An 18,657-nucleotide genomic window follows, 5' to 3' on the forward strand; every position below is an offset into this window, starting at 1 on the left:
CATCGCATTGTCATCTTTGGGCAATCGCCTCTCCCTATCGGCTCCCTGTCGGGGGCCGCCTTTCCGGGGACACGTGGGTTTGCGTGATTCTGGGAAGGCCATGCGTGTCCCGCTATCGGGACAACCAGGACCGCCCATGCGGTCCAGGCTTTATGAGAGGTTGGGGTTTTGATCAGGAAGCTCGCTTTTGCCTGCCTTCCAGCTTTGCTGCTGGCAGGGTGTCAGGACCCGGCATCGACCAATCAGGGCAGCAGCCGCAGCGAGATCCGCATCGTCGGCTCGTCGACCGTCTTCCCCTTCGCCAAGAAGGTCGCCGAGGAGTTCGTCAATTTCGACCCCGAGCGGCGCTCGCCGATTCTCGAATCCACCGGCACCGGTGGCGGCGTCGAGCTGTTCTGTTCGGGCGTCGGCGCCAACACGCCTGATATCGTCAATGCCTCGCGCCGCATGAAGAAGGGCGAGTTCGACCGCTGCACCGCGAACGGCGTCGACGGCATCATCGAGATCGTGATCGGGTTTGACGGCATCGCGCTCGCGCAGGCGCAGAACGGCCCCCGGATCAGCCTGTCGGTCGAGGAATTCTATACCGCGCTTGCCGCGAACCCCTTTGGCAAGGGTGCCAACAAGGCGATCCGCTGGCCCGACATCAACCCGGCGCTGCCCGACACCCGGATCAACATTTTCGGCCCGCCGGCGACCTCTGGCACCCGCGATGCGCTCGAAGAAATCATCATGGAAAAGGGCTGCAAGTCCGATCCCGCGATCAAGGCGCTGTCGGATTCGGACAAGGACAGGTTCGAGGAAATCTGCCACTCGGTCCGCACCGACCAGGCCTATACCGACACCGGCGAGAACGATAACCTGATCGTCCAGAAGCTGTCGACCAACCCCGATGCGGTGGGGATCTTCAGCTACAGCTATCTGGCAGACAATGCCGATACCGTGCGTGGCGTCCCGATCAACGGGGTCGAGCCGACCTATGCCACGATCGAGAACGGCACCTATCCCGGTGCCCGCACGCTCTACATCTATGTCAAGAAGAAGCATGTCGATGTCATCCCGGGGCTGCGCGAATATCTTGCCGAGTTCATGCGCGGCGGGGAACATGAGGGCTATCTGACGCGCATCGGCCTGATCGCGGCGCCCGAAAAGGTGCGCGGAGAAATGCTGGGACGGATCAAGACGCTGACCACGCTTGACGGCGCAGAGCTGAAATAGGCGCCAGCATGACCAGCACAGCAACCTTGTTCCTGATTGCGGGCCTTGGCCTGATCACCTGGGTGTTCGCCCGTGCCCGTGCGGGCCGGTTCATCCAGTCGGGCGCGGCCAGCGTCCACTCGCTGCCCAGCTATCACGGCTGGTACGCCGCGATGTGGGCGGTGGTGCCCGCGATCCTGTTCCTGCTGGTGTGGAGCTCGGTCGCACCGGCGCTGGGCAGCTTTGCCGTGCTGGACAGCCCGCTCGCCGCCCAGCTCCCCACCGATCCGTTTTCGCGCGCCGCTATCCTGTCGGAAGCCCGCGCGCTGTCGCGCAACGCCGATCTCAAGGTGTTCAACGACGCGGCCGTTCAGCTCGCCCCGCTCTATGCCGCAGCAGACCGCCAATATGCGCTGATCGGCGCGCTTGCCGCATTCCTGCTGTGCTTTGCCGGCGGCGCGTTTGCCTTCACCCGCATCCGCCCCGATTTTCGTGCGCGCACCAAGGTGGAACGCACGGTGATGCTGGCACTGCTGCTCGCCTCGCTGATCGCGATCCTGGCGACCCTCGGCATCGTCGCCTCGCTGATCGTCGAGACGGTGCGCTTCTTCAACCTCGTCTCGCCGTTCGAATTCCTGTTCGGGCTCGACTGGAACCCGTCGGACAAGGTGGTCGACGGCAAGGCGACCGGCTTTGGCGCAGTGCCTTTGTTCTGGGGCACGGTGTTCATCGGCGCGATCATCGCGATGGCGGTGGCGATCCCGCTGGGGCTGATGAGCGCGGTGTACCTCACCCAATATGCAAGCCCCACGGTGCGCAAGTGGATGAAGCCGATCCTCGAGATTCTCGCGGGCGTGCCGACGGTGGTCTATGGCTATTTCGCCGCCCTCACTGTCGCGCCTGCGCTGCGCAGCTTTGCGGTGATGATCGGGATCACCGATGCCTCGTCGGAATCGGCGCTGGCGGCTGGCCTTGTCATGGGGGTGATGATCATCCCGTTCGTGTCCTCGATGGCCGATGACAGCATTGCCGCCGTCCCCGGCAGCATGCGCGATGGCTCGCTCGCCATGGGCGCGACCAAGAGCGAGACGATCAAGCAGGTGCTGATCCCCGCGGCGCTCCCCGGCGTGGTCGGCGGCGTGCTGCTCGCGGTCAGCCGCGCGATCGGCGAGACGATGATCGTGGTGATGGCCGCAGGGCTTGCCGCCAACCTCACTGCCAATCCGTTCGCCAGCGTCACCACCGTGACCACCCAGATCGTCCAGCTGCTCACCGGCGATACCGATTTCAACAGCCCGATGACGCTCGCCGCTTTCGCGCTGGGGCTCACGCTGTTCATCGTCACCCTGCTGCTCAACATCGTCGCGCTGCAGATCGTCAAAAGATATCGGGAAGCGTATGACTGAGGCCGCAACCATGTCCGCACACCTGCCTGCGACGGCTGCGACCGCGCGCAAGACCGACTGGATGGGCGATGCCATGCAGAAGCGCATCGCCTCGCGCTACGCCGCCGAGCGCCGCTTCAAGTTCATGGGGCTGGCTGCGGTCGTCCTGTCGTCGCTGTTCCTCGCCTTCCTGCTGTTCGTGATGGTCGGCAATGGCGCCAAGGGGTTCATCGCCACCGAAGCGACCCTGACCGTCGACCTGCCCGCCGCCACCGGCAGCATCTCGCCCGAGCAGCTCACCGGCCCGCGCCTGTCTGCCACAATGGCCTCGATCGACGTCCGGCGGATCTATGACAACGCTGTGCAGACGCAATATGGCAAGGACGGCAGCCGCTTCTTCGCGACCACCGCCTGGACCGCACTGCGCGACCAGCTGACCGAAAACCCCAATCTGGTGATGGGCAAGACCAGCTTCTGGCTGCCGACGTCGAGCGACATCGACCGCGCCGCCAAGGACACCTCGACCGCAGAAGCCGAGGCCGATTATGCCCAGCTGCGCAAGGCGGGCGAGGTGCGCCAGACGTTCAACTGGAACTTCCTCACCGGCTCGGACGGCACCGATCCGGCGCAGGTCGGCATCTGGGGTTCGCTCAAGGGTTCGCTGATCACCATGGTGGTCACGCTGTTGCTCGCCTTCCCCGTCGGCGTGCTCGCGGCGGTGTATCTGGAGGAATATGCGACCAAGAACCGGCTGACCGACCTGATCGAGGTGTCGATCAACAACCTGGCCGCGGTTCCCTCGATCATCTTTGGCCTGCTCGGGCTTGCGGTTTTTCTGCAGTTCTTCGCGATGCCGCGCTCTGCCGCGATCGTCGGCGGTCTGACGCTGGCGCTGATGACCATGCCGGTGATCGTGATCGCTGCGCGCAACGCGATCAAGGCGGTGCCGCCATCGATCCGCGAGGCGGCGATGGGTGTCGGCGCAAGCCCGATCCAGGTCGTGTTCCACCATGTGCTTCCGCTGGCGATTCCGGGAATCATGACCGGCACCATCATCGGCATGGCGCGCGCGCTGGGCGAAACCGCGCCGCTGCTGATGATCGGCATGCGCGCCTTCACCACGACACCCCCCGATGGCCTGACCGACCCGGCCACGGTGCTGCCGGTGCAGATCTTCCTGTGGTCGGACGAGGTCAACCGCGGCTTTGTCGAAAAGACATCCGCCGCGATCATCGTCCTGCTTGTCTTCCTTCTCACCATGAACGCGGTCGCGGTTTATCTGCGCAACCGGTTTGAAACGCGATGGTAACGAAATCCATGACCGAATCCGCTGCTGCTCCCAAGATGTCCGCACGCGACGTAAAGGTGTTTTACGGCGACAAGCAGGCGATCAAGGGCGTGTCGATCGACATCGACATGGACAATGTCGTCGCGTTCATCGGCCCGTCGGGCTGCGGCAAGTCGACCTTCCTGCGCACGCTCAACCGCATGAACGACACCATCCCCAGCGCGCGGGTGGAAGGCGACATCACGCTGGACGGCGAGGACATCTATTCGAGCAAGATGGACGTGGTGCAGCTGCGCGCGCGCGTCGGCATGGTGTTCCAGAAGCCCAACCCCTTTCCCAAATCGATTTACGACAATGTCGCTTATGGCCCGCGCATCCACGGGCTTGCCCCCAACAAGGCCGAACTCGACCAGATCGTCGAAAACTCGCTGGTGCGCGCAGGTCTGTGGAACGAGGTCAAGGACCGGCTGAGCGAAAGCGGTACCGCGCTTTCGGGCGGCCAGCAGCAGCGGTTGTGCATCGCGCGCGCGATCGCGGTCGATCCTGAGGTCATCCTGATGGACGAGCCCTGCTCGGCGCTCGACCCGATCGCCACCGCCAAGATCGAGGAACTGATCCACGAACTGCGCGGCCGCTATGCCATCGTCATCGTGACGCACAACATGCAGCAGGCCGCGCGCGTTTCGCAGAAGACCGCTTTCTTCCATCTGGGAACCATGGTGGAATATGGCGATACCTCCGATATCTTCACCAACCCGCGCGAAGAACGGACCCGTGACTATATTACCGGCCGATATGGCTGATTGCGCACATAGTTCAGCGACAGCGCCTAGCATTCCGGGTTATCCTGCACCGGACGGGGCCGTCACCGACATGATTTGGAAGATTTGATGAACCACAGCCTGAACGAACACACCCTGAAGGCCTTTGATGGCGACCTGATCACCCTGCGCGGGCTGATCGCGGAGATCGGCGGACGCGCCGAAAAGGCGGTCGAGGGCGCGATGACGGCGCTGGCCAATGGCGATCTCGATCTCGCGCGCCAGGTGGTCGAGGGCGACAAGCGCATCGACGCGCTGGAAGAGCAGATCGACCGCATGGTGATCCAGACCATCGCGCTGCGCGCGCCGATGGCCGACGATCTTCGCGAACTGGTCGCAGCGCTCAAGATTTCGGGCGTGGTGGAGCGTATCGGCGATTACGCCAAGAACATCGCCAAGCGCGTCGCTCTGATCGATGCCAGCCAGCAGATCGAGGCGGCACGGCTGCTGCCCGCGATGGCCGATGCCACCCGGCAGCTGGTCGACGATGCCTTCACCGCCTTTGCCCGCCGCGATGCGGACCTTGCCGTCGCCGTGTGCGCACAGGACAAGACGGTGGACGATTTCTACAACAGCATCTTCCGCGCGCTGATCGCGCACATGATCGAGAACCCCGAGCATGTCGGCGCTGGCACGCACCTTTTGTTCATCGCCAAGAATCTCGAGCGGATCGGCGACCACGCCACCAACGTTTCGGAAATGGTCTATTTCGCGGTCACCGGCCAGTCGATGAACGAACGCGAGCGCGGCGATGACGCGCTGGCGCCAGACACCGACTGATCAGGATAACCCTGATCGGGACTTTTGGCACAAGAAAGCACGAAGACGATGACAACACCCCATCTGCTGCTGGTTGAAGACGACATGGCACTGGCAGAGCTTGTCTCCTGGCACTTCGACAAACAGGGCTTTCGCGTCAGCCAGACCGCCGATGGCGAAGAGGCGATGCTGATCGCGCGCGAGGAGCGGCCCGATATCGTGCTGCTCGACTGGATGATCGAGAACCTGTCGGGCATCGAGGTCTGCCGCCGCCTGCGCCGCGACAACGATACCTCGAACATCCCGATCATCATGATGTCGGCGCGTGGAGAAGAGGAAGACCGGGTGCGCGGGCTGGACATCGGCGCCGACGATTATGTCACCAAGCCCTTCTCTCCGCGCGAGCTGATCGCCCGCGTCAACGCGGTGCTGCGCCGGGTGCGCCCGGCTCTGGCAGGCGAGGCGTTGAGCTTTGCCGACATCGAGATGGACACCGTAGGCTACAAGGTGAAGCGCGCCGGGCAGACGATCCCGCTCGGCCCCACCGAGTTCCGCCTGCTGCGCCACTTCCTCGAGCATCCCGGCTGGGTGTTCTCGCGCGAGCGGCTGCTCGACAGCGTCTGGGGACATGACAGCGATATCGAGATTCGCACCGTCGACGTGCACATCCGGCGTCTGCGCAAGGCGCTGAACGCGCACGGCCAGCCCGATATCATCCGCACGGTGCGCTCGGCGGGCTATGCACTGGACAGCGAACTGGCCTGAACGCCGTAACGTCAGCGGCGCTTTACGCGAACGTCAATCGGTGCCCCTGTCTGCCTGGAGCCAGCTTGGCGCTTGCCAAGCGGCGCAACATGGCTAAAACCCGCGCCATTCCGCGCGGATTTGCCGCGCCCAGTGTAAAACCCTGCCCGAAAGGATGTATGCCATGACCATCAGTTTCAAGGACCGCGTTGCCATTGTCACCGGCGCAGGCGGCGGCCTGGGCCGCGCCTATGCGCTCGATCTTGCCGCCCGCGGCGCCAAGGTTGTCGTCAACGATCTGGGTGGTGCCCGCGACGGCACCGGCACCTCGGATGCAGCCGCGAAGGTGGTTGAAGAAATCAAGGCTGCCGGCGGCGAAGCCATGGCCAATGGCGGTAACGTCACCGAATACGAACAGATGGTCGAAATGGTCGCCAAGGCCAAGGAAGCCTGGGGCGGCGTGCACGTGCTGATCAACAACGCCGGCATCCTGCGCGACAAGAGCTTTGCCAAGATGGAGCCCGCCGATTTCGATCTGGTGGTCAAGGTCCACCTGCTGGGTTCGGCCAACTGCACCAAGGCGGTGTGGGAAACGATGCGCGAGCAGAACTATGGCCGCATCCTGATGACCGCCTCGTCGACCGGCCTGTACGGCAACTTCGGTCAGGCCAATTACGGCGCGGCCAAGCTCGGCCTCGCAGGGCTTACCAAGACGCTGTATCTCGAAGGCGCTAAGAACAACATCAAGGTCAACACGCTGGCGCCCGTCGCAGGCACCCGCATGACCGAAGACATCTTCCCGCCCGAAGCGTTTGCTGCGTTCAAGCCCGAGAACGTTGTCCCTGCCGCGGTCTATCTGGTGTCCGAAGATGCGCCGACTAACATGATCATAGGCGCAGGCGCAGGCGCATTCCACGCGGCCTATGTCACGATGACCCAGGGCGCGGCTTTGCCCGAGGGCGAGCGCACCGCAGAGGGCGTGGCGCGCATCTTCGACAAGATCACCGACCGCACCGGCGAGACCGTGCCGCAGTCGGGCAGCGAACAGGCCATGACGATCATGCGCCTGCTGCAGGGCTGATCTTCGGCTTCATTGCTGGATTACATCGAGGGGGTGCGGCGCAAGCTGCGCCCCCTTTTGCTTGCGCTCAATCGCTCCAGTCCGCGCGGGCGATCCCCAGCGCGTGGAGCAGCACGGTCCAGTCGCCATGCGCGATATGCCCGTCCGCCGCCGCGATCGCTGCGGGCTTGGCGTGATAGGCGATGCCCGTCCCTGCCGCCTTGAGCATCGGGATGTCGTTGGCACCATCGCCCAATGCCAGCACTTGGCGCACCTCGAGCCCCTGTCCTGCAGCCTGCTCGATCAGGATCGCGGCCTTGCGCGCGGCATCGACGATGCTGCCTTCGAGTGCGCCGGTCATATGGCCGTGCTCAATCACCAGCCGGTTGGCGAACACCGCGTGAAATCCGAGCTCCGCGCCGATGACATCGGCAAAGGAATGGAACCCGCCCGAAACCAGCACGCAATCCGCGCCGCGCTGGCGAAGCGTACGCACCAATGTGCGCGCGCCGGGCATGGGATGGATGCGGTGGCGCAGGCAATCGGCGATGACATGCTCGCTCAGCCCGTCAAGCAGCGCCACGCGCTCGCGCAGTGCCGCCTCGAAATCGAGCTCGCCCTGCATCGCGCGCTCGGTGATCGCGGCGACCTGCGGCTTGACCCCGGCATAATCGGCCAGCTCGTCGATGCACTCATTGGCGATCATCGTGCTGTCCATGTCGGAGACCAGCAGGCGCGGGTCGCGCGCGGCCTCCTCCAACACCAGCACGTCGCATGCAGTGCGCATCGGCCCGAGCGCGGCATTGGCTGCGGCACGGTCACCAGTGAAGTGCACCTCGCCCACCAGCCCCGGTTCGACCCAATGGCTCTGCCCGACCACCAGCCCGGCCTGGTGCAATCGGTCGGCGGCGGCGTTTAGCTCTCCCGCTGGCAGGGGCTCTGCTGCTATCAGCACGGCTATGGGCACAAATTCTTCCCCCGATGAGACCGGAAACACCCGCCCGGCGGTGGCGCTTATTGCCGGACCGACCGCCAGCGGCAAGAGCGGATTGGCGGTGCGCTATGCGCATTGGCTTGAAAAGCGTGGGCAGCGTGCGGTGATCGTCAACGCCGACAGCGCGCAGGTCTATGCCGATCTCGCCGTGCTGAGCGCGCGCCCCTCGGCCGGGGAGATGGGCGGGATCGACCACCGGCTGTTCGGCTATATCGACGGTGCCGGGGCGTGCTCCGCAGCACGCTGGGCCGATGATGCCCGCGCCGAGATCGCCGCTGCGCATCAGGCGGGCGCGTTGCCCATCCTGGTGGGCGGCACAGGGCTCTACATCCAGACATTGCTCCACGGCATCGCGCCCATCCCGCCGATCGATCCGGCGATCCGCGATGCGGTGCGCGCAATGCCCGTCGACCAGACCTACGCCGCGCTGAAGCTGGAAGATGCGGCAAGCGCGGCCCGGCTGAACGCCGCCGATACCACCCGCGTCGCGCGCGCGCTCGAGATCATCCGATCGACCGGCCAGCCGATCGCGCACTGGCAGGCGCGCAAGGAGGGCGGGATTGCCGAGCGGATCACGCTGCACCCGCTGGTGCTGCGGCCCCCGCGCGACTGGCTGCTCGAGCGGTGCGACCGCCGATTCGCCGCGATGCTGGACGCAGGCGCGCTGGCAGAGGTCGAAACCCTGCTGACACGGCATCTGTCGCCCGATCTGCCGGTGATGCGCGCGATCGGGGTGCCCGAGGTCGCGCGGCTGCTGCGCGGCGAGATCGACCGTGCGCAGTGCTTGGCGCAGGGGCAACTGGCCACCCGGCAATATGCCAAGCGCCAATACACCTGGTTCCGCAATCAGCCGCCGGCGGACTGGAAAGTGCTCGAAGAACCACTTTCGGATAGTTTTGACGTGTATTTTGATATTTTATTTTAACATTGGCTGTTGACACGGCATTTTGTGTCTCTTAGAGCGAACGGGTCACGACGTTGCTGCGAGCGTCTCCGACACGTCACATCAATTTTTCAACCCGGCGCGGGCTGCCTGCGCCGGGTTGATTTTCGCCGGTTCCGGCCGCTGTCGGACAGCTGGCAGCTAATGGTTTTGCAACATCGGCCCGCTTTGTCTAAGCGGGCCTGGGTTTTTTTGAGGATGGGCTGGTTGTCATGGCCGAATTGAGCGGCGCGCAAATACTGGTTGAAACGCTGGTCGAGCAGGGCGTCGAAGTAATCTTCGGCTATCCCGGCGGCGCGGTGCTGCCGATTTACGACGCGATCTTTGGCCATCCGTCGCTGCGCCACATTCTGGTGCGGCACGAACAAGCCGCTGCGCACGCCGCAGAAGGCTATGCCCGCGCCACCGGCAAGCCCGGAGTCGTGCTGGTCACCTCGGGCCCGGGCGCGACCAATGCGGTCACCGGGATCACCGATGCGCTGATGGATTCGATCCCGATGGTGGTCATCACCGGCCAGGTCGCGACCAACCTGATCGGCACCGATGCTTTTCAGGAAGCCGACACCATCGGCATCACCCGCCACTGCACCAAGCACAATTATCTGGTGAAGGACCCGGCGAAGCTCGCATCTACCGTCCGCGAGGCGTTCCACATCGCCACCAAGGGCCGCCCCGGCCCGGTGCTGATCGACATTCCCAAGGACGTGCAGGTCGCCAGCGCGCCGCATGACGCGGACACTCCCGCGCGCCCCAACCAGCGCTACGCCCCGGTCACCGCGGGCACGCCCGACGATATCGCCAGGGCCGCGCAGATGATCAGCGCAGCGACCAGCCCTGTGATCTATTCGGGTGGCGGCGTCATCAACGCGGGACCAGAGGCGAGCACGCTGCTGCGCGAACTGCAGGCGATGACCGGCGCGCCGGTCACCTCGACGCTGATGGGCCTGGGCGCCTTCCCGTCCGAGCATCCCGACTGGCTGGGCATGCTGGGGATGCACGGCACCTATGAAGCCAACATGGTGATGAACCGCGCCGATCTCGTCATCTGCGTGGGTGCACGCTTCGACGACCGGGTTACCGGGCGGCTCGATGCGTTCTCGCCGGACTCCAAGAAGATCCACATCGATATCGACCGCTCGTCGATCAACAAGACAGTGCGGGTCGATCTGGGCATCATCGGCGACTGCACCACGGTGCTGCAGCAGATCATCGACCAGCTGCACGCCATCGGCCATGACAAGCGCGACCTTTCCGAATGGCAGGCGCGGATCAAGGGCTGGCGCACCCGCGAATGCCTGGCCTATCCGCCCAGCGACAGCGAGATCATGCCGCAGCTCGCGATCGAGCGGCTGTATGCGCTGACCAAGGACCAGAGCCCGATCATCTCGACCGAGGTCGGCCAGCACCAGATGTGGGCGGCGCAGTATTTCCGCTTCGAAAAGCCCAACAAGTGGCTGACCTCGGGGGGCCTGGGCACCATGGGCTATGGCCTTCCCGCCGCGATCGGCGCGCAGTTGGGCAATCCGCAAGCCTTGTGCATCGACATCGCAGGCGAAGCCTCGATCCAGATGAACATTCAGGAGCTGGGCACCGCGACGCAATACCGTCTGCCGGTCAAGATCTTCATCCTCAACAACGAATATATGGGCATGGTGCGCCAGTGGCAGCAGCTGACCTATGAGAGCCGCTATTCGGAAAGCTATTCCGATGCGCTTCCCGATTTCGTCGCGCTGGCCGAGGCTTATGGCTGGAAGGGCATCCGCATTTCCGAGCAGGCAGAGCTGGATGCGGGCATCCAGGCGATGATCGATCATCCAGGGCCCGTGCTGGTCGATTGCCGCGTCGCCAAGCTTGCCAACTGCCTGCCGATGATCCCTTCGGGCGCAGCGCACACCGACATGATCCTGTATGGCGACGAGGTTGCCGGGACCATGGAAGACGAAGCCAAGGCGCTCGTCTGATGCGGTTTCGTGCGCCCCGTGACGTCCCATCGGCGAAAGCCGATTTGCCCATCCTGCTAGCGCGGCATACTGCTGCGGGCAGCATCGGCTTTCACCCCTTCTGAAAGATCGCCCCATGCACATCCAGCAACAGGCATCCGAACGGCACGTTCTGACCGTGACCGTCGACAACGAGGCGGGCATTCTGGCGAAGATCGCCGGCATGTTCACCGCGCGCGGATACAATATCGAAAGCCTGACGGTGGCCGATATCAGCGAGGACCATGCGGTCAGCCGGATCACCATCGTCACCGTCAGCCCGCCTGCGGTGATCGACCAGATCATCGCGCAACTCGACCGGCTGGTGGCGGTGCACCGCGTCGCCGACCTCACCGAGCTCGGGCCCCATGTCGAGCGCGAGCTGGCATTGGTCAAGGTCGCGGGCGCGGGCGAGCACCGGATCGAAGCGCTGCGGCTGGCGGACATCTTCCGCGCCCGCCCGGTCGACACCAGCACCACCAGCTTCGTCTTCGAGATTTCCGGATCGTCGGAAAAGATCAACCAGTTCATCGCGCTGATGCGCGAGGTCGGGCTGGTCGAGGTCGCCCGCACCGGGGTCGTCGCCATGACCCGGGGGGCCACGGCGGGATAATTCAGTTCGCAACCACATCGTCACCCCCGCGCAGGCGGGGGTCCCGCCTCTGCACCAACCAAAGCGGGATTCCCGCGTTCGCGGGAATGACGAACCAGATTAGAAATGGGGAAATGACATGCGCGTTTATTATGATTCCGATTGCGATCCCAAGCTGATCGAAGACAAGAAGATCGTCATCGTCGGCTATGGCAGCCAGGGCCATGCCCATGCCCAGAACCTGCGCGACAGCGGCGTCAAGGATGTCGCGATCGCGCTGCGTCCGGGCTCTGCCACCGCCGCCAAGGCCGAAGGCGCAGGCTTCAAGGTGCTCAGCAACGCCGATGCCGCAGCCTGGGCCGATATCGTGATGATTCTGGCGCCCGACGAGCATCAGGCCGCGATCTATGCCGATGATTATCACGCCAACATGAAGCCTGGCGCGGCGCTGGCGTTCGCGCATGGCCTCAACATCCACTTCGGCCTGATCGAGGCACGTGAAGACCTCGACGTGATCATGATCGCGCCCAAGGGCCCCGGCCACACCGTGCGCAGCGAATATGTCCGCGGCGGCGGCGTGCCCTGCCTGATCGCGGTGGAACGCGACGTTTCGGGCAACGCGCACGACATTGCCCTCGCTTATGCATCGGGCGTCGGCGGCGGCCGCAGCGGCATCATCGAAACCAACTTCCGCGAAGAGTGCGAGACCGATCTGTTCGGCGAGCAGGCGGTGCTCTGCGGCGGCCTGACTCACCTGATCCAGGCCGGGTTCGAGACGCTGACCGAAGCAGGCTATGCGCCGGAAATGGCGTATTTCGAGTGCCTGCACGAGGTGAAGCTGATCGTCGACCTGATGTATGAAGGCGGCATCGCCAACATGCGCTATTCGATAAGCAACACCGCCGAATATGGCGACATCACCACCGGCCCGCGGATCATCACCAGCGAAACCAAGGCGGAGATGAAGCGCGTGCTCGAGGACATCCAGCAGGGTCGCTTCGTCAAGAACTTCGTGCTCGACAACCGCGCCGGCCAGCCCGAACTGAAGGCCGCGCGCAAGCTCGCCGCCGCGCATCCGATCGAAAAGACCGGCGCGCAGCTGCGTGCGATGATGCCGTGGATCGGTGCCAACAAGCTGGTCGACAAGGCCAAGAACTGACCACTGCGTTGGCCACGCCAGCCTTCGAAACCCATGCCGCGCAGCTCGGATCCCTGAAAAGGGATTCGAGGCTGCGTGCGCTTGCGCCCCGTTCGGGCAAGGATTTTGCCTCGAACGATTATCTGGGGCTGGCAGGATCGACGCTGCTGCACGATGCCTTGCGTGAAGGCATGGCATTTGGTCTGCCCGCAGGATCGGGCGGATCGCGGCTGCTGCGTGGAAACCATGCGGCGCACGAGGCGCTCGAAGCCGATGCCGCGGCGCATTTCGGCAGCCAGTCCGCACTGTTCTTCGCCACCGGCTTTGCCGCCAACGCGGCGCTGTTCGCCACGCTGCCGCAGCGCGGCGATCTGGTGGTGCATGACAGCCTGATCCACGCATCCGCGCACGACGGCATGAAACTGGGCCGCGCCGAAACCCGCGCCGCTCGGCACAACGACGCGCAGGCGTTCGACGACGTCATCACCGCCTGGCGCGCCGAAGGCGGATCCGGGCAGGTCTGGATCGCGGTCGAAAGCCTCTACAGCATGGACGGCGACTGCGCCCCGCTGGCCGATCTGGCCGAGGTCGCCGCGCGGCACGATGCGGCGCTGATCATCGACGAGGCCCACGCCACCGGGGTGTTCGGCCCTTCCGGCGCCGGCCTCGCGCATGGCCTTGCAGGGCAACCGAATGTCATCACGCTGCACACCTGCGGCAAGGCCTTGGGCTGCGAAGGCGCGCTGATCTGCGCGCCCAAGGTGGTCACCGATTTCCTCGTCAACCGCGCGCGGCCCTTCGTGTTCTCGACCGCGCCCTCGCCGCTGATCGCGCACATGGTGCGCCGTGCGATCGCGATCGTCGCGGCCCATGACGACTGGCGCGACGAGCTGTTCGCGCGCGTTGCCGAGGCGCGCCGCCTGCTCGCCCCGCGGCTGGGTGCGCAGGCCGGCACCAGCCAGATCCTCCCCGTGATCATCGGCGATGATGCCCGCACCATGCGGATCGCCGCCAGCCTGCAGCGCCAAGGCTTCGACATTCGCGGCATCCGCCCGCCCACCGTGCCGCCCGGCACCGCGCGCCTGCGCATTTCCATTACCCGCAATGTCTCGATGGGTGATATCGGCGCGCTATCCGAATCACTCGACAGGATCATGATCCCCGCATGAAACCGCGATTTGTTGTAACAGGCACCGACACCGATATCGGCAAGTCGGTGTTCAGCGCTGCCCTGGTCCAGGCTTTGGGCGCGAGATACTGGAAGCCGGTGCAATCCGGCCTCGAGGGCGAGACCGACACAGCGTTCGTCGAGCGCATGGCCCCCGGATCGACGCTGCCCGAAACCTGGCGGCTGGTCACCCCCGCTTCGCCGCATCTCGCCGCCGAGATCGACGGAGTGGAGATAGACCCCGGTGCACTGACGCCGCCCGATATCGACGCCCCCTTGGTGATCGAGGGTGCAGGCGGCGCGCTGGTTCCGGTGACCCGCCAAACGCTCTATGCCGATGTCTTCGCGCGCTGGCAGATCCCGGTGATCGTCTGCGCGCGCACCGCCTTGGGCACGATCAACCACAGCCTGCTGACGATCGAGGCGTTGCGGTCGCGCGGGGTGCCGATCCATGGCGTCGCGTTCATCGGTGATGCGGTGCCCGACAGCGAGCACACCATCGCCGCGATCGGCAAGGTCCGCCGCCTCGGACGTCTGGCGCGGCTGGCTGCGCTGACGGCCGAGACGCTGGCCGATGGCTTTGCCGCCGGCTTCGATCTCGCGGACTTCGCATGACGCCCTCGCCCGTATGGCATCCCTTCACCCAGCATGGCCTGGGCGAGGACATCCCGCTGATCGCGCGCGGCCAGGGCGCGGTTCTGCATGGCGCCGATGGCCGGACATGGATCGACGCGATCTCGAGCTGGTGGGTGACCACGCATGGGCACGCGCATCCACGCATCATGGCCGCGATCCGCGAGCAGAGCGAAAAGCTCGACCAGATCATCTTCGCAGGCTGGACGCACGAGCCCGCCGAAACGCTGGCGCGCGGGCTGATCGAGATCACGCCCGGGCCGCTCACGCGCGTGTTCTTCAGCGACTCCGGCTCCACCGCGGTCGAGGTCGCGCTCAAGATGGCGCTGGGCTTCTGGCACAACCGAGAAAAGGGCGGGCACGGCGAGCAGCGGCACAAGATCATCGTGATGGAGCACAGCTATCACGGCGACACCATCGGCGCGATGTCGGTGGGCGCGCGCGGGGTGTTCAACCGGCCTTATGCGCCTTTGCTGTTCGACGTCACCGCCATCCCCTTCCCCGCTGCAGGAGGCGAGCAGGCGACCTTCGATGCGCTGGATGCGGCTTGCCGCGACCACGCCGCCGCGTTCATCGTCGAGCCTCTGGTGCTGGGTGCAGGCGGGATGCTGATGTACTCCGCCGATGTTCTTGCCGAGATGGCCGCGATCTGCGCCGCGCACGACGTATTGTTCATTGCCGACGAGGTGATGACCGGCTGGGGCCGCACCGGCACGATGCTGGCGTGCGAGCAGGCAGGCGTGATCCCCGACATCCTGTGCCTCTCCAAGGGGCTGACCGGGGGAGCGGTGCCGCTGGCGGTGACGCTTGCGGGCGAGGAGATTTTCATGGCGCACTGGTCGGACGACCGCGCCGACTGCTTTTTCCATTCGAGCAGCTACACCGCCAACCCGATCGCGTGCGCGGCCGCCAACGCGAACCTTGCCATCTGGCGCGAAGAGCCGGTCCAAGCGCGGATCGATGCGCTTGCGGCGCTTCAGACGGAACAGCTCGCGGCCATCGCCAGCCACCCTCTGGTCGCCGGCACGCGGCAATGCGGCACCATCGCCGCGTTCGACATCGTCGCCGACAGCCAAGGCTATCTGTCGAGCTGGTCGGTGCATCTGGCGGGGTTCGGCAAGGCCCATGGCGTGCTGATCCGCCCGCTGGGCAACACCGTCTATGTCATGCCCCCCTATTGCACCACGCCCGGCCAGTTGCAGACGATCTACGCCGTGGTGCGCGAGGGGCTGGAGGCCGCCGGGCGCTGATTCGCTGGCGACGGATCAAAGATTGACTTGCGGCGTTCAGGCACCCAGTTTCGGAGCTCCTGTCCCCACACTTCCCTAGGAGTTCGTCATGCGCAAGACTCTCGCTATCCTCGCTCTCGTCGCCGCCACCCCGCTGATCGGCCAAGGCATGCAGCTGCCCGGCCAGAAGGACGCTGCCCGCGTGACCGCCGGCACCTACAAGACCGACCCCGGCCACTCGCTGATCGGCTGGGAGGTCAATCACTTCGGCTTCAACGATTATTACGGCCTGTTTGGCGACATCGCCGGAACGCTGATGATCGATCCGGCCAACCTCAACGCCGCCAAGGTCGATGTCACCATCCCCGTCGGCAAGGTGACCACCGCCAGCGCCGGGCTCACCAGCCATCTGCTGCGCGCGGGCAAGGACGGCGGCAAGCCCGACTTCTTCGGCCCCTCGCCCGCCGATGCGCGCTTCGTCTCGACCAAGGTGGTGGCCAGCGGCATGACCGCCAAGATCACCGGCAACCTCACGCTGAATGGCGTCACCAAGGAAGTGACCTTCGACGCCGAGTTCACCGGCGCGGGTACCAACCCGTTCAACAAGAAGGAAACGATCGGCTTCGAGGCCGAGACCGAGATCAAGCGCAGCGATTTCGGCATCGCTTATGGCCTGCCGATGGTGAGCGACGAAGTCGAACTCGACATCAGCGTGGCGTTCGAAAAGCAGTAAAAAGCAACTCCCCCCTTCCCGGTCATCCGCCGGGGAGGGGTTTGCCTCTCCCCACATCCTGCGTGCGAGATAGCGCCGACCATTTTTTTGTTGCGCAAAGCCGCCGGTTCACGCAATGACGCTGACATTATGACCGGATCGGCCCTCCTTCTTGGATTGCGACTTACACGCCCTTAGGCGTGTACCGACCGTGCGCGCCGATGCGGCGCGCCACGCCTAAGGGCTTTTTCACCTGCCAGCACGCCCAGCGCCGATCACCGGTTGCGCTGATTGCTGGCCACCCTTATCGCACCACCAAACAGCCAGGGGCGCCTTTCAGCCATGCCGATGCTCACCGATCCTTCGCAAAAATACCGCGCCTTCCCGCGGGTCGACCTGCCGAACCGAACCTGGCCCGATGCGGTGATCACCGCGCCGCCGCGCTGGCTTTCCACCGACATGCGCGATGGTAACCAGGCGCTGATCGACCCGATGGACGGGCCCAAGAAGCAGCGGTTCTTCGACCTGCTGGTCAAGATCGGCCTCAAGGAGATCGAGGTCGGCTTTCCGTCGGCGGGCGAGACCGAGTTCAACTTCATCCGCGGCCTCGTCGACGGCAACAAGATCCCCCCCGACGTCACCGTGCAGGTGCTCACCCAGTCGCGGCGCGACCTGATCGAGAAGACCTTTGCGAGCCTCGCCGGGGTCCATCGCGCGATCGTGCACCTCTACAACGCCGTCTCGCCCGCGTGGCGCGAGGTCGTGTTCGGTCTCGACCGCGCAGGCGTCAAGGCGATCGCGGTCGAGGGTGCGAACATCCTCAAGGAGCAGGCGGCGAAGTATCCGCAGACCGACTGGCATTTCGAATACTCGCCCGAGACCTTTTCTACCGCCGAGCTCGATTTCAGCCTGGAGGTCTGCGAAGCGGTGATCGAGGTGCTGCAGCCGACGCCCGAAAAGCCGCTGATCCTCAACCTGCCCGCGACGGTCGAGGCCTCCAGCCCCAACATCTACGCCGACCAGATCGAGTGGATGTGCCGCCATATCAGCAGGCGCGATTGCGTGGTGATCAGCCTGCACCCGCACAATGATCGCGGATCGGGCATTGCCGCGGCGGAACTGGGCCTGATGGCGGGCGCGGACCGCATCGAGGGCTGCCTGTTCGGCAATGGCGAACGCACCGGCAATGTCGATCTCGTCGCGCTGGGGCTCAACATGTACACGCAGGGTATGCACCCCGGGCTCGATTTCTCGGACATGGACGAGATCGTCAAGACGGTGGAATATTGCAACCAATTGAAGGTGCCCGAGCGGCACCCTTATGCAGGTGAACTGGTGTTCACGGCATTTTCGGGCAGCCATCAGGACGCGATCAAGAAGGGCTTTGCCGCGCAGGAAAAGCGCAACGACCAGTATTGGCAGGTGCCCTATCTGCCGCTCGACCCCGCCGATATCGGGCGTTCGTATGAAGCGGTGATCCGCGTCAACTCGCAAAGCGGCAAGGGCGGCGTCGCCTGGGTGCTCGAGCAGGACCAGGGCCTCAAGCTGCCCAAGCGGCTGCAGGCCGATTTCAGCAAGACCGTGCAGGCGCTCGCCGATGCCAAAAGCATGGAATTGTCCTCGGGCGATATCTGGCAGGCCTTCCAGACGCGCTACCGGCTCGACGGCCAGGGCAAGTACCAGCTGGTCGATTACGAGGAACGCAAGGCGGGCAGCGACCGGCTGTTCGTCGGGCGGATCATCGCGGACGGCAAGGAAATCCCGGTCAGCGGGCGCGGCAACGGGTTGATATCGGGGGTGGTCGATGCGCTGTCGGCTGCGCTGGGGATTGCCATCGACATCGCCGATTACCGCGAGCACGCGATCGGCGCAGGATCGAAGGCGCGCGCTGCGGCCTATGTCGAATGCGCGGTCGACGGCCGCTCGCCCTGCTTCGGCGTCGGGGTGGACGAGGACGTCGCGACGGCTTCGATCAAAGCGGTATTGAGCGCGCTCGAGGGGATCTGATCTGTCAA

Annotated in this window: 17 protein-coding genes; 16 read left to right on the forward strand and 1 reads right to left on the reverse strand. The window is 64.8% G+C overall.

What is annotated here, in order from left to right:
* Window positions 1-168: 168 nt before the first annotated feature.
* The 7 genes from IP68_RS02925 (at window position 169) to IP68_RS02955 (ending at window position 7,275) form a co-directional block, all read left to right on the forward strand.
* On the forward strand, window positions 169-1,218 hold the full coding sequence (locus IP68_RS02925) for a substrate-binding domain-containing protein (RefSeq protein ID WP_054133464.1): 1,050 nt from the start codon (window positions 169-171) through the stop codon (window positions 1,216-1,218).
* An 8-nt stretch (window positions 1,219-1,226) separates the two neighbouring features.
* A complete protein-coding gene (gene pstC, locus IP68_RS02930; protein WP_054133465.1) occupies window positions 1,227-2,603 on the forward strand; it encodes a phosphate ABC transporter permease subunit PstC in 1,377 nt (458 codons plus the stop codon).
* Window positions 2,596-3,891: a phosphate ABC transporter permease PstA gene (gene pstA, locus IP68_RS02935; RefSeq protein WP_054133466.1), complete on the forward strand. Its 1,296-nt coding sequence runs from the start codon at window positions 2,596-2,598 to the stop codon at window positions 3,889-3,891. The genes pstC and pstA overlap by 8 nt, the downstream gene beginning before the upstream one ends.
* Before the next feature lie 8 nt (window positions 3,892-3,899).
* Window positions 3,900-4,673, forward strand: a complete 774-nt coding sequence (gene pstB / locus IP68_RS02940) for a phosphate ABC transporter ATP-binding protein PstB (RefSeq protein ID WP_054133467.1) — start codon at window positions 3,900-3,902, stop codon at window positions 4,671-4,673.
* Window positions 4,674-4,760: 87 nt separating this feature from the next.
* Window positions 4,761-5,471 (forward strand): phosphate signaling complex protein PhoU, encoded by a 711-nt coding sequence (phoU, locus tag IP68_RS02945; RefSeq protein ID WP_197275703.1) that lies wholly within the window; start codon window positions 4,761-4,763, stop codon window positions 5,469-5,471.
* 48 nt (window positions 5,472-5,519) lie between these two features.
* Window positions 5,520-6,215, forward strand: a complete 696-nt coding sequence (gene phoB, locus IP68_RS02950; protein WP_054133468.1) for a phosphate regulon transcriptional regulator PhoB — start codon at window positions 5,520-5,522, stop codon at window positions 6,213-6,215.
* A 163-nt stretch (window positions 6,216-6,378) separates the two neighbouring features.
* Window positions 6,379-7,275 (forward strand): SDR family oxidoreductase, encoded by an 897-nt coding sequence (locus IP68_RS02955; RefSeq protein WP_054133678.1) that lies wholly within the window; start codon window positions 6,379-6,381, stop codon window positions 7,273-7,275.
* Between the two features lie 67 nt (window positions 7,276-7,342).
* Here IP68_RS02955 and serB read toward each other — a convergent pair whose 3' ends face one another.
* Window positions 7,343-8,221, reverse strand: coding sequence for a phosphoserine phosphatase SerB (serB, locus tag IP68_RS02960; RefSeq protein WP_054133469.1), 879 nt, complete (start codon window positions 8,219-8,221; stop codon window positions 7,343-7,345).
* On the opposite strand from serB, the gene miaA reads away from it, so the two are divergent.
* From miaA to leuA, 9 genes are all read left to right on the forward strand, one after another.
* Window positions 8,214-9,173, forward strand: a complete 960-nt coding sequence (gene miaA, locus IP68_RS02965) for a tRNA (adenosine(37)-N6)-dimethylallyltransferase MiaA (protein ID WP_054133470.1) — start codon at window positions 8,214-8,216, stop codon at window positions 9,171-9,173. The genes serB and miaA overlap by 8 nt on opposite strands.
* A 230-nt stretch (window positions 9,174-9,403) precedes the next feature.
* A complete protein-coding gene (ilvB, locus tag IP68_RS02970; RefSeq protein WP_054133471.1) occupies window positions 9,404-11,152 on the forward strand; it encodes a biosynthetic-type acetolactate synthase large subunit in 1,749 nt (582 codons plus the stop codon).
* A 115-nt stretch (window positions 11,153-11,267) separates the two neighbouring features.
* Window positions 11,268-11,783 (forward strand): acetolactate synthase small subunit, encoded by a 516-nt coding sequence (gene ilvN / locus IP68_RS02975; protein WP_054133472.1) that lies wholly within the window; start codon window positions 11,268-11,270, stop codon window positions 11,781-11,783.
* Between the two features lie 118 nt (window positions 11,784-11,901).
* Window positions 11,902-12,921: a ketol-acid reductoisomerase gene (gene ilvC / locus IP68_RS02980; RefSeq protein WP_054133473.1), complete on the forward strand. Its 1,020-nt coding sequence runs from the start codon at window positions 11,902-11,904 to the stop codon at window positions 12,919-12,921.
* 8 nt (window positions 12,922-12,929) lie between these two features.
* Window positions 12,930-14,069, forward strand: a complete 1,140-nt coding sequence (locus IP68_RS02985; protein ID WP_054133474.1) for an 8-amino-7-oxononanoate synthase — start codon at window positions 12,930-12,932, stop codon at window positions 14,067-14,069.
* The gene (bioD, locus tag IP68_RS02990; RefSeq protein ID WP_054133475.1) at window positions 14,066-14,683 is read left to right on the forward strand and encodes a dethiobiotin synthase; all 618 of its coding nucleotides are present in this window, start codon (window positions 14,066-14,068) and stop codon (window positions 14,681-14,683) included. The genes IP68_RS02985 and bioD overlap by 4 nt, the downstream gene beginning before the upstream one ends.
* A complete protein-coding gene (locus IP68_RS02995) occupies window positions 14,680-15,951 on the forward strand; it encodes an adenosylmethionine--8-amino-7-oxononanoate transaminase (protein WP_054133476.1) in 1,272 nt (423 codons plus the stop codon). Before bioD ends, IP68_RS02995 begins: the two co-directional genes overlap by 4 nt.
* Before the next feature lie 88 nt (window positions 15,952-16,039).
* A complete protein-coding gene (locus IP68_RS03000; protein ID WP_054133477.1) occupies window positions 16,040-16,663 on the forward strand; it encodes a YceI family protein in 624 nt (207 codons plus the stop codon).
* Between the two features lie 321 nt (window positions 16,664-16,984).
* Window positions 16,985-18,649: a 2-isopropylmalate synthase gene (gene leuA, locus IP68_RS03005; protein WP_054133478.1), complete on the forward strand. Its 1,665-nt coding sequence runs from the start codon at window positions 16,985-16,987 to the stop codon at window positions 18,647-18,649.
* Window positions 18,650-18,657 lie beyond the last annotated feature (8 nt).

The sequence above is a fragment of the Blastomonas sp. AAP25 genome (genome assembly GCF_001295965.1).
GTDB lineage: Bacteria > Pseudomonadota > Alphaproteobacteria > Sphingomonadales > Sphingomonadaceae > Blastomonas > Blastomonas fulva.

Bases quoted from the DNA above. Each gene is read 5' to 3' on its own strand.
- pstC (WP_054133465.1), top strand. From the start codon at position 1,227: ATGACCAGCACAGCAACCTTGTTCCTGATTGCGGGCCTTGGCCTGATC.
- pstA (WP_054133466.1), top strand. From the start codon at position 2,596: ATGACTGAGGCCGCAACCATGTCCGCACACCTGCCTGCGACGGCTGCG.
- pstB (WP_054133467.1), top strand. From the start codon at position 3,900: ATGACCGAATCCGCTGCTGCTCCCAAGATGTCCGCACGCGACGTAAAG.
- phoU (WP_197275703.1), top strand. From the start codon at position 4,761: ATGAACCACAGCCTGAACGAACACACCCTGAAGGCCTTTGATGGCGAC.
- phoB (WP_054133468.1), top strand. From the start codon at position 5,520: ATGACAACACCCCATCTGCTGCTGGTTGAAGACGACATGGCACTGGCA.
- IP68_RS02955 (WP_054133678.1), top strand. From the start codon at position 6,379: ATGACCATCAGTTTCAAGGACCGCGTTGCCATTGTCACCGGCGCAGGC.
- miaA (WP_054133470.1), top strand. From the start codon at position 8,214: ATGGGCACAAATTCTTCCCCCGATGAGACCGGAAACACCCGCCCGGCG.
- ilvB (WP_054133471.1), top strand. From the start codon at position 9,404: ATGGCCGAATTGAGCGGCGCGCAAATACTGGTTGAAACGCTGGTCGAG.
- ilvN (WP_054133472.1), top strand. From the start codon at position 11,268: ATGCACATCCAGCAACAGGCATCCGAACGGCACGTTCTGACCGTGACC.
- ilvC (WP_054133473.1), top strand. From the start codon at position 11,902: ATGCGCGTTTATTATGATTCCGATTGCGATCCCAAGCTGATCGAAGAC.
- bioD (WP_054133475.1), top strand. From the start codon at position 14,066: ATGAAACCGCGATTTGTTGTAACAGGCACCGACACCGATATCGGCAAG.
- IP68_RS02995 (WP_054133476.1), top strand. From the start codon at position 14,680: ATGACGCCCTCGCCCGTATGGCATCCCTTCACCCAGCATGGCCTGGGC.
- IP68_RS03000 (WP_054133477.1), top strand. From the start codon at position 16,040: ATGCGCAAGACTCTCGCTATCCTCGCTCTCGTCGCCGCCACCCCGCTG.
- leuA (WP_054133478.1), top strand. From the start codon at position 16,985: ATGCCGATGCTCACCGATCCTTCGCAAAAATACCGCGCCTTCCCGCGG.